At 68.4% G+C, this 13,770-nt stretch carries 17 protein-coding genes; 9 read left to right on the top strand and 8 right to left on the bottom strand.

Translation table 11 applies throughout. The features are described 5' to 3' along the window. Positions 1-50: 50 nt before the first annotated feature. Positions 51-728, bottom strand: coding sequence for a hypothetical protein (locus ACAZ03_RS11045; protein WP_373353556.1), 678 nt, complete (start codon positions 726-728; stop codon positions 51-53). Between the two features lie 253 nt (positions 729-981). Between ACAZ03_RS11045 and ACAZ03_RS11040 the strand changes: the two genes are divergently transcribed. Next, positions 982-1,386: a hypothetical protein gene (locus ACAZ03_RS11040; protein WP_373353555.1), complete on the top strand. Its 405-nt coding sequence runs from the start codon at positions 982-984 to the stop codon at positions 1,384-1,386. Here ACAZ03_RS11040 and ACAZ03_RS11035 read toward each other — a convergent pair. The 5 genes from ACAZ03_RS11035 to ACAZ03_RS11015 form a co-directional block, all read right to left on the bottom strand. Then, positions 1,284-1,931, bottom strand: coding sequence for a hypothetical protein (locus tag ACAZ03_RS11035; RefSeq protein WP_373353554.1), 648 nt, complete (start codon positions 1,929-1,931; stop codon positions 1,284-1,286). The genes ACAZ03_RS11040 and ACAZ03_RS11035 overlap by 103 nt on opposite strands. Further along, positions 1,928-2,152, bottom strand: a complete 225-nt coding sequence (locus ACAZ03_RS11030) for a RusA family crossover junction endodeoxyribonuclease (RefSeq protein WP_373357071.1) — start codon at positions 2,150-2,152, stop codon at positions 1,928-1,930. The genes ACAZ03_RS11035 and ACAZ03_RS11030 overlap by 4 nt, the downstream gene beginning before the upstream one ends. Before the next feature lie 203 nt (positions 2,153-2,355). Beyond that, entirely contained in the window at positions 2,356-4,314 is a 1,959-nt protein-coding gene (gene parE, locus ACAZ03_RS11025; RefSeq protein WP_373353552.1) for a DNA topoisomerase IV subunit B, read from the bottom strand. Between the two features lie 154 nt (positions 4,315-4,468). Next, positions 4,469-5,365, bottom strand: coding sequence for an NAD(P)/FAD-dependent oxidoreductase (locus tag ACAZ03_RS11020; protein WP_373353550.1), 897 nt, complete (start codon positions 5,363-5,365; stop codon positions 4,469-4,471). 82 nt (positions 5,366-5,447) lie between these two features. Beyond that, complete coding sequence (locus tag ACAZ03_RS11015; RefSeq protein ID WP_373353549.1) at positions 5,448-6,101, bottom strand: glutathione S-transferase family protein; 654 nt, start codon at positions 6,099-6,101, stop codon at positions 5,448-5,450. A gap of 101 nt (positions 6,102-6,202) precedes the next feature. Here ACAZ03_RS11015 and ACAZ03_RS11010 point away from each other — a divergent pair, with 101 nt between their 5' ends. Genes ACAZ03_RS11010 through ACAZ03_RS11000 form a run of 3 tightly spaced genes read left to right on the top strand, consistent with a single transcriptional unit; the run spans position 6,203 to position 7,678 of the window. After that, the gene (locus tag ACAZ03_RS11010) at positions 6,203-7,093 is read left to right on the top strand and encodes an NAD-dependent epimerase/dehydratase family protein (RefSeq protein ID WP_373353547.1); all 891 of its coding nucleotides are present in this window, start codon (positions 6,203-6,205) and stop codon (positions 7,091-7,093) included. A gap of 49 nt (positions 7,094-7,142) precedes the next feature. Next, positions 7,143-7,382, top strand: a complete 240-nt coding sequence (locus ACAZ03_RS11005) for a type II toxin-antitoxin system CcdA family antitoxin (RefSeq protein ID WP_373353546.1) — start codon at positions 7,143-7,145, stop codon at positions 7,380-7,382. Further along, the gene (locus ACAZ03_RS11000; protein WP_373353544.1) at positions 7,382-7,678 is read left to right on the top strand and encodes a CcdB family protein; all 297 of its coding nucleotides are present in this window, start codon (positions 7,382-7,384) and stop codon (positions 7,676-7,678) included. The genes ACAZ03_RS11005 and ACAZ03_RS11000 overlap by 1 nt, the downstream gene beginning before the upstream one ends. Before the next feature lie 91 nt (positions 7,679-7,769). Here ACAZ03_RS11000 and cobS read toward each other — a convergent pair whose 3' ends face one another. Continuing rightward, a complete protein-coding gene (gene cobS / locus ACAZ03_RS10995; protein ID WP_373353543.1) occupies positions 7,770-8,756 on the bottom strand; it encodes a cobaltochelatase subunit CobS in 987 nt (328 codons plus the stop codon). A gap of 122 nt (positions 8,757-8,878) precedes the next feature. On the opposite strand from cobS, the gene ACAZ03_RS10990 reads away from it, so the two are divergent. Together ACAZ03_RS10990 and ACAZ03_RS10985 are read left to right on the top strand one after the other, a co-directional pair. Then, entirely contained in the window at positions 8,879-10,090 is a 1,212-nt protein-coding gene (locus ACAZ03_RS10990; protein WP_373353541.1) for a hypothetical protein, read from the top strand. Positions 10,091-10,161: 71 nt separating this feature from the next. Then, positions 10,162-10,659, top strand: coding sequence for a hypothetical protein (locus ACAZ03_RS10985; protein WP_373353539.1), 498 nt, complete (start codon positions 10,162-10,164; stop codon positions 10,657-10,659). A 418-nt stretch (positions 10,660-11,077) separates the two neighbouring features. Here ACAZ03_RS10985 and ACAZ03_RS10980 read toward each other — a convergent pair whose 3' ends face one another. Next, on the bottom strand, positions 11,078-11,707 hold the full coding sequence (locus ACAZ03_RS10980; protein ID WP_373353538.1) for a J domain-containing protein: 630 nt from the start codon (positions 11,705-11,707) through the stop codon (positions 11,078-11,080). A gap of 74 nt (positions 11,708-11,781) precedes the next feature. Between ACAZ03_RS10980 and ACAZ03_RS10975 the strand changes: the two genes are divergently transcribed. The 3 genes from ACAZ03_RS10975 (at position 11,782) to hisN (ending at position 13,593) form a co-directional block, all read left to right on the top strand. Beyond that, positions 11,782-12,036: a BolA family protein gene (locus ACAZ03_RS10975; RefSeq protein WP_373353536.1), complete on the top strand. Its 255-nt coding sequence runs from the start codon at positions 11,782-11,784 to the stop codon at positions 12,034-12,036. Positions 12,037-12,364: 328 nt separating this feature from the next. After that, positions 12,365-12,739 carry a helix-turn-helix domain-containing protein gene (locus ACAZ03_RS10970; protein WP_373353534.1) on the top strand — a complete coding sequence of 125 codons (375 nt, stop codon included), beginning with the start codon at positions 12,365-12,367 and terminating at the stop codon, positions 12,737-12,739. Positions 12,740-12,786: 47 nt separating this feature from the next. Further along, positions 12,787-13,593, top strand: a complete 807-nt coding sequence (hisN, locus tag ACAZ03_RS10965; RefSeq protein ID WP_373353533.1) for a histidinol-phosphatase — start codon at positions 12,787-12,789, stop codon at positions 13,591-13,593. Positions 13,594-13,770: the final 177 nt, after the last annotated feature.

Here is a 13,770-nt window from a genome sequence, read left to right as displayed (position 1 = left end):
CGGGGCGGGGCCCGGCCGCAGGGGGGCCAACTTCGCCGCGGCGCCCCCCCTCAGTCGCAGATCCCCTCGAGCGCATCGCCGCCGACGGGGATCAGCACGTTCTGCGCGAGGTTCGCATCGAGCGGCGGCAGGTCGAAATACTTGCCGAGGGTCTCGTGCAACCGCGAGGTCCGCGCCGCCTCGGGCGCGAGCGTGCGGCAGCAGACATATTCCTCGAAGATCGAGCCCTGCTGCTCCCAGCCATAGTCGAGGAAATCCGCCTCCGTCTCGGGGTCGAAGAGATAGGGATCGGCGCTCTGCACATGCTCGAAGGCGGCCTTGAGCGGGTGATAGCCGGTCGTGGCGCGGTTCTGCCATTGCCAGACATGCACCATCTCATGGGCGAAAAGCATGGCGGCGGGCAGCGAGACCACCTCGCCGCCGAGCCCCTCGAGGTAATCGTCGAGATAGCGGCCGGGGCGGAAGTAGACGGTCTGAAAGGCCGTGAGCGCGCCGGTCACGACCTCGATCGTGGCGGTCTGCGACTCGGGATAGATCCGCTCCTGACAGGTGGTCCGGGGCCGCACGGCAATCGACCTCGGCCGCTCCTCTGCGAGATCGCCCCTCAGCCGGACGGACTCGGTATCGAAATCCGGCCCGAGGAAGGCGCGGGCGAAGCGCGTCTCGTCGGTGGTCAGCGGGCGACCGCAGGCGGCGAGGAGGAGGAGGGCGGCGAGGAGGGAACGCATGGGGAAAGACTGCACCGGCGCCGGGGCGGAGGGAAGGGGCCCCCGAGTTGACTTTCGCGTGCTCGTCCGGGGGCTCTCCTCGGAGGGCGGGTCGTTGGTTGCGGGCTCGACCCAGCATACGCCCTAGCCCCTCACCGCCTTCGCGCGCTTCGCGGTGACGGACGCGGCCCTAAGCCGGAAGCTGGAGCTGGAGCTGACGACGGGCCGCGACACGGCGGCCGTCCAGAGCCGCCTGACCCCGCCCGACGGTTGAGTGCTGGCCGACATCGAGATGGCAGTCACGGGGCTGAAGTCGAACGAGCTCGAGCAGGACGAGCGCTTCTACTGGATGACGACCGACTTCCGCCTCAACTCCCCGGCCTTCGGCGACCTGCCGCTGGTGGGCGAGCGCTTCATGAGCGAGCTGATGGACAGGCAGTTCAACGGGGTGAGCGTGGGGGAAACGGCGCTCCGCCGCATGGTCTACCTGGTGCCGGAGGGCCTGCCGGGGGTGGAGCTGATGTATGGCGACGAGGTGGTGGCGGAGGTGGTGTTCAGGGGGGGTGGAGTAGGGGGTCAGGATGTCGTCTTTTGCCGCTTTTCGCTCGCCACCTTTCGTGCAATGGCGGCTAGATTCGATATGTCTCCACTGGTCGGTGTAACTTGCAATTCTCCATGAATGAGTGCATTTCTAGCATTAGCTAGGGTTCTTGCTGTATTAGCTTCATTGGGTGTAATGACGCCTCTTTGGGCGAGTTCCGTGATGATTCGGCCTGGAGTTTGAGGCTTTGCAAAAGTGCGTCCGTGAAGATACCTTGCGGCAGCTTCAAATGCTGACCAGCAAAGCAATAGAGCAGGTCGAGTCTGGCCCGCCCTTGAAAGCTCCTCGACTTCATCCAGTGCACTTTGGATTTGAGGAAAAGTGTACGACCGAAACCTCCTCTGGCTCCCATCCTCAACGTATACCACGCGAAACTCGGTGTCGGGGAGTTCACTGACCTTTCGCGCAATTTCATTTAGCTGCCCGTCGATCGCCCCATTGCGCCGATACTTGACCTCTACGATCACGCGCTTGCCATCCTTCGAGAAGATGAAATCAGGTCGATATCGCGCAAGTATTGGCGCCTCAGCATTCGTAGGCTGAGAGGCTGCCGAGTAGCCGTTTCCGATATACTCATCAAAAATTGCCTGGCTGGCAATTGCCAATTCTTCTCTGATAGTCATTGGGCTTCTCCGAGCGGATCACCTGATATCCGAATATAAACAAATGGCGGGTCAGTCGCTAGAGCTCTGGCGAGCAAAGCCGGGACGGGTGAGAGGGTAGCGACCTCAAAGGGCAAAAATCTCTGCGCGACTACTCTTCGAATAATATTGTCATCGACATATAGTACTCTTACCAAAGCATCCTGTATCGGTTTTACAATGTTATCTACATCTCCCGACACTGGGTCTGAGGGAAAGTCATAGATCGTAATAGATAGAGACGTTTCCCTAAAAATCCAAGCATCTGTAGCGACCACAGCTTGGGCTGCAGTCGCCACTTCAAGCTTCCATGCCTTCTTCGAACCGCCCTTAGCCTGCGCTGAAACCGGCGTTCCGGGCACCGCGAATTCAATGGGAAGGTCCGGATATGGTTCGCCAACTTCCACTACAAATCCAGCTCCTCCACGAACCGCGCGTTCTCCTGGATGTACTGGAACCGCAGCTCCGGCTTCTTGCCCATCAGCCGCTCCACCAGATCCCCCGTCTCCCCCGGAAACTCGTCGACGAGAGACACTTTGATCAACCGGCGCGTCGCCGGGTCCATGGTCGTCTCCTTGAGGTCCTTGGCGTCCATCTCGCCGAGGCCCTTGAAGCGGGAGGTGTCGATCTTGCCCTTGCCGCCGAGGCCCTTGGCCAGCCAGGCGTCGCGCTCGGCCTCGCTCGCGCAGTAGACGCGCTTGGCGCCCTGGGTGAGCCGATAGAGGGGCGGGCAGGCGAGATACAAATGCCCCGCGTCGATCAGCGGCCGCATCTGGGTGAAGAAGAAGGTCATCAAGAGCGAGGCGATATGGGCGCCGTCGACATCGGCGTCGGTCATGATGATGACCTTGTCGTAGCGGAGGTCATCCAGGCGGAACTTCGTGCCCATGCCCGTGCCGAGCGCATCGCAGATATCCTTGATCTCGGCATTGCTCGAGAGCTTCGACGAGGCCGCCCCCAGCACGTTCAGCACCTTGCCCCGGAGCGGCAGCATCGCCTGGGTCTTGCGGTCGCGCGCCGCCTTGCCGGAGCCGCCGGCGCTGTCGCCCTCGACGATGAAGATCTCCGTCCCCTCCCGCGCCGCATTCGAGCAATCGACCAGCTTGCCGGGGAGCCGGAGCTTCTTGGTGGCGGACTTCCGGGCGGTCTCCTTCTCGGCGCGGCGGCGGAGCCGCTCCTCCGCGCGGAGCACCAGGAAATCGAGGATCGCGTTGGCCGACTTGGTGTCGGAGGCCAGCCAGTTGTCGAAATGGTCGCGCACCGCGCCTTCGGTCATCTTCGCCGCGGCCTCGGTGGAGAGCCGGTCCTTCGTCTGGCCGACGAAGGCGGGCTCGCGGATGAAGCAGCTGACCAGCGCGCAGGCGCCGCTCGTCAGGTCGTCGCGGGTGATCTGCGCGGCCTTCTTGTTCGAGACGAGCTCGCCATAGGCGCGGATGCCCTTGAGGATCGCCGCCCAGAAGCCCGCCTCATGCGTGCCGCCCTCGGGCGTCGGCACGGTGTTGCAATAGGACTGGATGAAGCCGTCGCGGACGGGCGTCCAGTTGATCGCCCATTCCACCTTGCCGGGCTCGCCGAACTTCTCCTGGAAGGAAACGGTGCCGGCGAAGGGGGCATCGGCATAGGTGGTGGCGGAGGCCAGCGTCTCGCCGAGGTAATCGGCAAGGCCGCCGGGGAAGTGGAAGCTCGCCTCGAGAGGCGTCTCGCCATCGTCGATCTCGGTCTTCCAGCGGATCTCGACGCCGGAGAAGAGATAGGCCTTGGAGCGCACCATCTGGAAGAGCCGCGCCGGCTTGAAGCGGTGGTGGCCGAAGATCTCCTCGTCGGGGTGGAAGGTGGTCGTGGTGCCGCGCCGGTTGGGGGCGCCGCCGATCTCTTCCACCGGGCCCTGCGGCACGCCGCGCGAGAAGCTCTGCTCCACCAGCTTCCGGTCGCGCGCGACCTGCACGACCATCCGGTCGCTGAGCGCGTTGACGACGGAGGCGCCGACGCCGTGAAGGCCGCCCGAGGTCTCGTAGGCCTTGCCGGAGAACTTGCCGCCCGCATGGAGCGTGCAGAGGATCACCTCCAGCGCCGAGCGGCCGGGAAACTTGGGGTGGGGATCGAAGGGCATGCCGCGGCCGTTGTCGCGGATCGTGACGCTGTGGTCGGCATGAAGCTCGACCTCGATCCGGTTGGCATGACCGGCCACCGCCTCGTCCATCGAGTTGTCGAGGATCTCGGCCACCATGTGGTGCAGCGCCCGCTCGTCGGTGCCGCCGATATACATGCCGGGGCGCTTGCGGACGGGCTCGAGCCCTTCCAGCACCTCGATGGAGGATGCGTCGTAGGAGCCGGGCTCGGCCCCGGAAAGGAGGTCGTCGGGCATGCCGCTTCTTCTCGTTAGGTAGAGCCTGTGGGCCGCATTGTGACAGGGCGGGCGGCGATGGGCAATGTCGGAAGGGGGGCGCTGCCCCCGTCGGCCCCAGTAGGCCCCCGGGAGGGCGACTCCCCCCGCGGGTACTTGCAGAAAAGCGAGAGGGTCAGGGGAAGAGGAGCGAGCGATGGGCCGCCGTGCCGGCCATCGTGCCGGTGCCGATGGCAAAGGGCAGCGACTGGGGGCCGGCGGCATCGCCGCAGGCGAAGACATGGCGGTGGCTGGTGGCCTGCATGGCGTCGGTCCGGACGAGGGGGCCGGTTGGGCCGGCAATCATCTCGCAGCCGAGCCGGGCGGCGAAGTCGGAGGAGGGGCGCTGCGGCGGTGCCGTGAAGAGCCCGGCGAAGGTCAGGGCGCGGCCGTCGGCGAGGCGGAGCATGATGTCGGTGGCGCCGGATGGGGCGACTTGGGCGAGGGGGGTTTCCTCGATGGTGATGTCTCGGGCGGCGAGGGCGGCGCGCGTGTCGGCGTCGAGCGGCAGGGCGCCGTTGGCGATGAGCGTGACCGGGCCCCAGTCGCGGATAAGCTGCGCCTGATGGAGCGACGCCGGGCCGGTGGCCAGCACCGCCACGGGGCGGCCGCCGAGCTCGTAGCCGTGGCAATAGGGGCAGTGGAAGACGCGGGCCCCCCAGAGCGGCGCGAGGCCGGGGATATCGGGCAGCTCATCGGTGACGCCGGTGGCGAGGATGAGCCGGGCACCGCTCTGCGTCGTGCCGTCCGCCAGGGTGGCGGTGAAGCCCGCGGGGCCGGCCTCGATGGCCTCGGCGCGGCCCTCAACCCAGGACAAGGTCGGATAGGCGGAGACATCGGCGCGGGCGCGGGCGGCGATCTCGCCCGGCGGCAGGCCGTCGAGGGCAATGACGCCATGAGCCTGGGCGGCGAAGCGGTTCCGCCTTTCGCCGGCGTCGATGATCGTCACCCGCCGGCGGGCGCGGAGGAGCGGCATGGCGGCGGAGAGGCCGGCGAAGGAGCCGCCGATGATGAGGACGTCTGCCTGGGTCATGTATCACCTGATTCATGTAACGAACGAGGTGACGATATAGGTTGGACGAGCAGGTACCGCAACAACTAAGGTTACGAAAGGCTCAGGCGAAGTTGACGGGTTCCTTCTCGCGCTCCGCCCAGATGGCGCAGAAGGCGTTGCGGGACTGGCAGGCGGCGAGCCAGGCGGAGAGGGCGCCGTAGGCGCCGAGCAGCGTCGGGTGCGCTTGGGCGTAGCGCACAATTTCCGCCATGTTGATGTCGGCCACCGTGAAGCGGCCGCCGACGAGATGCCCGTGCCGCCCCAGATGCGCGTTGAGGACGGCAAGGGGCCGGGCGAGGCGCGCGGCCTCCTCCGCCACATCCTCCGCCGGGGCGCCGCCGGTGAGGGCGAGCTGGATGGCGAGGGCGTCCTCCTCCAGCGAGGTGGCGCCGTAGAGCGCCCATTGCTGCATCTCGGCATCTTCCTGCGGGGTCTCGGGCCCGAAGGGCGGCCCGTATTTCCGCGCGAGGTAGAGATTGATGGCAAGGCTCTCGCTGAGGATGAAGCCGCCGTCGTCCAGGACCGGCACGGCGCCGGCGGGGCTGACGGCGAGGAACTCCGGCGAAAGCGTGTTGAGCGGCGCGCCGTCCGCGAGCGGGTCGTCCAGCCGATAGGCCTGGATCACGCGGCGGAACTCGATCGGCAGGCCGATCTCCGCCGCGAGCCAGAGAACCCGCAGCGCCCTGCTGCGCCAGGTGCCGTAAAGGATTGCCATGCGCGTGCCCCTCTTCGGGGGAGGGTCTAGCCGCGCCGGCCCCTCTTGTCACGCCGCCCCGTCCGGGGGAGGACGGGGGGAGCACAAATGGAGGGCCGAGGATGCGGGTCTATTTCACGGGCGGCGCCGGCAAGGCCGGGCGCCATGCGATCCCCGAGCTGATGGCGGCGGGGCATGAGGTGACGAATATCGACCTTCAGCCGCTGGAGCTGGAGGGGGTCAACAACCTGAGGGTGGATCTGACCGACGCCGGGCAGGTGTACTCATCGATGGCGGGGGCGGCGAGCTTCGCCGATCTCGACGCCGCGCCGGGCGTGCCGCGCTACGATGCCGTTGTGCATTTCGCCGCGGTGCCGCGGATCCTGCTGGTGCCGGACAGCGAGACCTACCGGATCAACGTGCTCGCCACCTACAACGTGCTGGAGGCGGCGACCCGGCTCGGCATCCGCAAGGTGATCTTCGCCTCGTCCGAGACGACCTACGGGGTGTGCTTCGCCCAAGGCGAGCGCAAGCCCGACTATGTGCCGGTCGACGAGGACCACCCGACGGTCCCGGAGGACAGCTATGCGATGTCGAAGGTGGCGAACGAAGTGACGGCCCGCAGCTTCCAGGCGCGGACGGGGGCGGATATCTATGGCCTCCGCATCAACAACGTCATCGAACCGCATGAATATGCTGAGATGTTCCCGGCGTTTCTGGAGGACCCGAGCCTCCGCCGCCGCAACATCTTCGCCTATATCGACGCGCGCGACCTCGGGCAGATGGTGAACTGCTGTTTGGCGACGGACGGGCTCGGCTACGAGGTCTTCAACGTCTCCAACGACGATGCCTCGGTCGGCGCCACGACCGCCGAGATCATGGGGCGCTTCTACGAGGGCGTGCCGATGAAGGGCGAGATGGGCGAGCGGGAGACGTTCTACGCCAACGGTAAGGCCAAGCGGCTGGTGGGGTTCCAGCCGAAGCACTCGTGGCGGGAGGTGCTGGGGGCTTGAGGCGCGACCGGCGGGTGCATATCATGAGTATGCATCCCGGAGAGTGCCCATGTCGGACCTGACCAAGCAACGCACCACCGTGACGATCGACGGCGAGGTGCTGTCGGCCGCCCGGGCGCTTCGGCTCAACGTCTCGGCGATCAGCGAGCGGGCCCTGGCGGAGGAGGTGCGGCGCACCGAGGCGCGGCGCTGGGCGGAGGAGAATGCCGAGGCGCTCGCCGAGCGGCGGGCCTGGATCGAGGAGCGGGGCGCGCCGCTTGCCGGTGTGCAGGTTCTGAAGCTCGGCTGATGGCCCAGTTCGATGTCTATCGCCTGCCGGGCGTCGGGCTCGTCCTCGACCTGCAGACCGACCTTCTCGACCTGCCGCCGCGCGTTGTCGCTCCGCTGATCCCCGCAGGAGAGGGGCCGCGGCCCCTCACACGTCTGGAGCCGGTCATCGAGATCGACGGACGGGGCCATGTGCTTCACACGGCCGAGATGGCCGCGGTTCCGCGGCATATTCTGAAGGGCGAGCCGGTCGCGTCTGGCGCAGCCGAGGCCGATGCCATCCGGCGCGCGCTCGACATGGTGTTCTCCGGCTTTTGAGCGCAGGCCCGGAAGTCGCGCGACAATCGCAGGGCGCCAAAGCAAAGGGCGCCGACCAGCGGCGCCCCCCATCCTCCCGAAGCCGTAGGTCTTACCCCGCCGCCATGCTCACCGCGCTCTCCGGCAGCTCGTCGTCGAAGCAGCGCTGGTAGAACTCGGCGACCGTCTGGCGCTCGAGCTCGTCGCATTTGTTGAGGAAGCTCAGCCGGAAGGCATAGCCGATGTTGCGGAAGATCTCGGCGTTCTGCGCCCAGTTGATCACCGTCCGGGGGGACATGACCGTCGAGAGGTCGCCGTTCATGAAGGCCGTCCGGGTGAGGTCGGCGACGGTGACCATCTGGTTGATCTGCTCGCGGCCCTGCGCCGTGTTGTAATGCGGGCATTTGGCCAGCACGATCGCGGCCTCGGCGTCGTGGCTGAGGTAGTTCAGCGTCGCGACGAGGGACCAGCGGTCCATCTGCGCCTGGTTGATCTGTTGCACGCCGTGGTAGAGGCCCGTCGTGTCGCCGAGGCCGACCGTGTTGGCCGTGGCGAAGAGGCGGAAGTGCTTGTTCGGCGTGATGATCTCGTTCTGGTCAAGCAGCGTCAGCTTGCCGTCATGCTCCAGCACCCGCTGGATGACGAACATCACGTCGGCCCGGCCGGCGTCGTATTCGTCGAAGACGATGGCGACGGGGTTGCGCAGCGCCCAGGGCAGGATCCCCTCGTGGAACTCGGTGACCTGCTTGCCGTCGCGCAGCTTGATCGCATCCTTGCCGATGAGGTCGATCCGGGAGATGTGTGAATCGAGGTTCACGCGCACCGTCGGCCAGTTCAGCCGGGCAGCGACCTGCTCGATATGCGTCGATTTGCCCGTGCCGTGATAGCCTTGGATCATGACGCGGCGGTTGTGGGAGAATCCGGCGAGGATCGCGAGCGTGGTGTCGGGGTCGAACTTGTAGGTCGAGTCGATGGCGGGGACGCGGTCGGTGGTGTTGGCAAATCCACGCACCTTCATGTCCGTGTCGATGCCGAAGACCTCACGGACCGAAATATCTTCCGTCGGCACCATCTTGCTGTCGAGGTCCTGCTCGGCCATTCCCATCCCTCCTCATTTCGGGTCCCGCCTCTCCTGCAACGTTCGCTTGGCGAGCGCAAGCCGAGGGCAGGGTCCGGGGCGGCCCTTTCCTGCCGTTGCTTGCGTTTTCGGCTGCTTGCGGCATGGTCATGTCCGCAGGGCGAAAAACGGGGGCGGGCGGGGTGGCCGAAGAGACGCTGGCGAAGGTTGTGGACGGTGTGGGCCGGGGAGAGCGGGGCGCGGCGTCGGAGCTCTTCGCGGCGCTCGTGCCCTGGTTGAACGGTCTGGCGCGCGCCATGCTCGGCGAGGGTAGGCCGGCGGAGCAGGCGCTCGAGGCGGCGCTGGTGGCGATCTGGGCGGAGGCGCCCCGCCGCGCGGCCAGCGGCATCCCGGCGCGGCCCTGGGCGGCGCTCCGGCTTCACCGGGCGGCGGCCGGTCAGCGGCTCGGGCCGCCGATGGGCGAGCCGCCGCAACTGCCGAAGCCGGAGGCCTATCTCGCCGCCAATCCCGAGGCACGGGCGCTCGACCCCGATGCGCTGATCGCCATCCGCCAGGCCTGGATCTTCGGGCTGGGCTACGACCGGCTGGCGAAGCTGCATGACCTACCGCTCGCCGGCGTCCGCCACTGGATGGAGGACAATCTCGAGCTCATGCGCGGCGAGGTGGCGGGCGAGGAGCCGGGGCTCGAGGACCTCTCGGAATACCGCGTCCTCGCCGCCGAGCGTGCGCTGGGCCTTCTGACCGAGGAAGAGGCGGAGGCCTTCGCCGAGGCAGAGTCCGTCCTCCCCGAGCTGGCGGAGGAGGTCGCGGCCTGGGAGCTGCATCTCGCCCTTCTCGCGGAGGATATTCCGCCGGTGCCGCCGGAGCCGGAGCTCCGCGCGCGGCTCGTCGCGCGCCTGTTCGGCGAGGAGGCGCAGCCGCTCTGGCGGCGGCTCGGGATCGTTCCGGCGATCGCGGGCGGGGCGCTGGCGGCGCTCGTGCTCATCCTTGCCGTGCGCTTCGGCCTGGTAACGGATGCCGAGCTGCCCGAGGCGACGACGCCGGTCGCGGAGGAAGAGGCCGCCGCGCCGGCAGCCACCACGGGGCCGGCGCTCGACGCCAGCGTCGCCGCGGGGCGGCTGACGGCGGAGCTCGGCCCGGTGCTCGCGCCCGAGGGCGATGAGGAGCTGCGCTACTGGCTCTGGCTGCTGCCCGCCGCCGGCCCGGCCCAGCCGCTCGGGGCCATCCGCCCGGGCGGCGAGGTGATGCTGCAGCTTCCCGGCGATCTCTGGCCGGAGGGCGCCGAGCTCGGCGTCTCCGGCGATCCCGCCCCCGAAGCGCCTATTCTCACCCGCGTGGCGCCGGTGCTGGAATAGGGGGGGCAGGCGGCCCCGGTCCGCCTCCAAACCGCCACACCCCTGCCACCCCCGCCTGCGAGGCGGGGCGGATGAACGACGAAGGCCCCTTTCTGCGCGGCATCGGCTGGCTGCTCACCCCCGAGCATGGGGGCGAGCGCCGCGTCGCGCTCGCCATGGCGACGGTCGCTGCCGTGGGCGCCACGGTGGCGCTTCGCGGGGCGATGCGGCTGAACGACGGCGCCGCCCTCGGGCCGCTCTACGGGCTCTGGGTGGCTCTGGCCGGCGCTTTGGGTGCGGCGGCGGGGCTCTGGCTCGTCCGGCGGCACTACGGGCATGAGGGGCGCTGGGGGCTCGTCCGCTTCCTCTGGGGCGTGGTCCTCGCGAGCTTTCTGGCCGGGATCCTCGGCGGCTCGCTCGCCCTGCCGCTCTACGGCACGATGTTCGGCCCCTTCGCGCTGGTGACGATCCTCGCCGGCGCGCCGCTTCTGGCGGTCATCTGGCTCGTCGCCTTCGCCCGGCTTCACCGCTCGATGATCGACTGGCGGCGCGAGCGGGACACGCTTATGCGCTGGCAGCCGGAGGGGTGAGGCTGGGCACAGCCTCAGAGCGGGGAGGTGGCTTGCGCTATAAAGCGCGCCGCTCAATCGTTGCATCGCCACCCCCTGGCCCTCGCCCCGCACGGAACCGTTTTTCCGGTTGAGCCGTGGGCGGTGGGTTGCAAACCCACCCTACGGGTTGTCCGACGGTCGTGCTGCGTCCCCGCCCGATACGCCCCGTCGCCGCGCAGGGCGAGCGCCGGCCCGTCCCGCGGGCTGGCGCTCTGGTGAGGCTGGGCGCCGCGTCAGGGCGGGGAGGTTGGTTGCACCATAAAGCGCGCCGGCCAGCCGCTGGAGCGCCAACCCCCGGGCCGGCGCTCGCCCTGCGCGGCGACGGGGCGCTCGGTTGAAAGGGGAAGGTGGGTTGAAAACCCACCCTACGCCTGGGGCCGGCCGAGGCCCGCCCCCGTCACTCGTCGCGGAAGTTCCGGCTGGTCTTGAGCTGGTCCCAGGCCCAGACGACCTCGGCGAGCTGCTCCTCCTGGCTGCGGTCGCCGCCGTTCATGTCGGGGTGCAGCACCTTGATCAGCGCCTTGTAGGCCTTTCGGATCTCGGCGCGGGAGGCGCTGTCCTTCACCTCGAGGATCTCCACCGCCTTGCGCTCGGTCGGCGGCAGGCGGCGCTGGCCGGTGACGGCCTTGCCCGGGTTGCGCGTCGCGTTCTGGCCCAGCACCTGATGCGGATCGTCCACGCCGAGCCGCGCCCAGGCGCGTTGCTCCTCGCTCGAGAAGGGCTTGGTCGAGCGGCCCCAGACCCGGTCGTTGTCGACCTGGTGCTGGAACTCCTCCTCGTTCGTGCTGTCGAAGAAGTTCCACTTCAGATTGTACTCGCGCACATGGTCTTTGCAGAACCAGAAGAAGTCCTCGAGCGAATCCGGGCTCTTCGGCGCGCGGTACTTGCCCGCCTCCTCGCAGCCGGGATGGTCGCAGACGCGGGTCGAGGTGTCGAAGGCACCCGACATGCCGCGCCGCCCGCGCGGGTTCTTCTTCTTCGAGGCCGACACGGAGATGTCGAAACCGAAAGGGTCAGCCTTGGGCATCTTCGGGGCTCCTTTCCGACTCGGAGGCGAGAGTGTAACTCCCCCATCGGCAGATGGAAGGAACTTTGGCAAAAATGGATGTGGAAGCCCTGATGCACCAGCGGCTGACGGAGGCCTTCGCCCCGGAGGCGCTCGAGATCGTCAACGAAAGCCACCTGCATGCCGGACATGCAGGCGATGATGGCTCCGGCGAGAGCCATTGGCGGATCGTGATCGGCGCCCCGGCGCTCGCCCCGCTCAGCCGCGTCGCCCGGCACCGCGCCGTTCACGCGGCGATTGGCGAGGATGTGATCGGCCGCATCCACGCGCTGACGATCCAGATCGCCTGAAACGGGCAGGGGGGCCGGTGCCCCGCCTCCGATCCGGCCGCCCGGCCGCCCCCCGGGCCGGAGCGATTCGCAGCTCGTAGAGCCACTTGCGGCCCGGATCGGGCCCGATCCGGACAACGATGCGCGAATTTTCTGCAAATTGATCCCACCGGCTCAACGCGACCTGCCCAAAAGGTCAGGATGACAAGTTCAACCGCCGCGTGTTTGATCCAGACCATGCGCCCGAGCATGCGTTCACTCCGCATTAGGGCCTTCTGAGGCAGGCGTGAGGCGGGCCGTTTGCGGCCCGTATCCGCGTGGGCAAACGGGACGGTTACAAGGAAGTGGCATGAAACACCCGGTCGATGTTCATGTTGGCAAACGTATTCGGCATCGCCGCTGGCTCAATGGCACGACCCAGCAGCAGCTGGCCGAAAAGGTCGGCATCAAGTTCCAGCAGATCCAGAAATACGAGACGGGGATGAACCGTGTCTCTGCCTCCCGCCTGTGGGAGATCGCCCGGACATTGGGCGTGCCGGTGGCGTTCTTCTTCGAGGGGCTGGAGGGCGAGGGCGAGGGCGCCTCGGCCGCCGCCAGCGCGCTGCCCGGCGACATCCTGTCCGACCGCGAGGCGCTGGAGCTCCTGCGCTCCTACTACGCCATCCCGGAAAACCAGCGGAAGCGGCTCTTCGAGCTGGCGCGGGTTCTGTCGGAGGCGGCCTGAACCGGCGCCGGCTTGACCGGCCCGCCGCCGCTCCTTACCCGCAAGGGATGGACCGTCTGCCGCCGCCCCTCGCCGCCGAGCTGATCGGCACCGCCCGCGCCCTCGCCGATGCGGCCCGGGGCGCCATCCTGCCGCATTTCCGAACCGGCATCGGGGCGGAGAACAAGGCGGCGGAGGGCTTCGACCCCGTGACCCTCGCCGACCGCGCGGCGGAGGAGGCCATGCGCGCCGTGCTCGCCGAGCGGCGCCCGGACGACGCGATCCTCGGCGAGGAATTCGGGCGCGAGACCGGCACCACCGGCCTCACCTGGGTGCTCGATCCGATCGACGGCACCCGCGCCTTTCTTGCCGGCACGCCCACCTGGGGCGTCCTCATCGGCGTGACGGACGGGGACGGCCCCGTCCTCGGCCTCATCGACCAGCCCTATATCGGCGAGCGCTTCGAGGGCGGCCCCGGGCTCGCCCGGATGGACGGGCCCTTCGGCGAGCGCCTGCTCGCCACCCGCGCCCCCCGCCCGCTCTCCGAGGCGCTGGTCTTCACGACCTTCCCCGAGGTGGGCAGCGCCGCCGAGCGCGCCGGTTTCGAGGCGGTGGCGCGCCGTGCCCGCCTCACCCGCTACGGGATGGATTGCTACGCCTATGCGCTGCTCGCCGCCGGGCAGATCGACCTGGTGATCGAGGCCGGGCTCAACGCCTACGACATCGTCGCCCCCATCGCCGTCATCGAGGCGGCCGGTGGAGTGGTGACCGACTGGCAGGGCGGCCCGGCGCATGAGGGCGGCCGGGTGCTGGCCGCCGCGAATGCCGCGATCCATGCTGATGCGCTGGCGATCCTGCGGGAGGCGGGGGACTGAGCCGCGGGGGCAGGGGGTCCCGCAATCGGGCCGCCAGTCGTGGAGGGCGGGGCGCGAACCCTTGTCGAAGGCGCGCGCCGGTGAGAGCCTTTCCCTGACGCCCTGACGCCCTGACGCCCTGACGCCCTGACGCCCTGACGCCCTGACGCCCTGACGCCCTGACGCCCTGACCGCCCC

It is taken from the genome of Pseudoroseicyclus sp. CXY001, from assembly GCF_041714655.1.
GTDB lineage: Bacteria > Pseudomonadota > Alphaproteobacteria > Rhodobacterales > Rhodobacteraceae > Pseudoroseicyclus_A.
The sequence above is the reverse complement of the archived record's forward strand: the minus strand, read 5'-3'. Positions and strand labels throughout refer to the sequence as shown.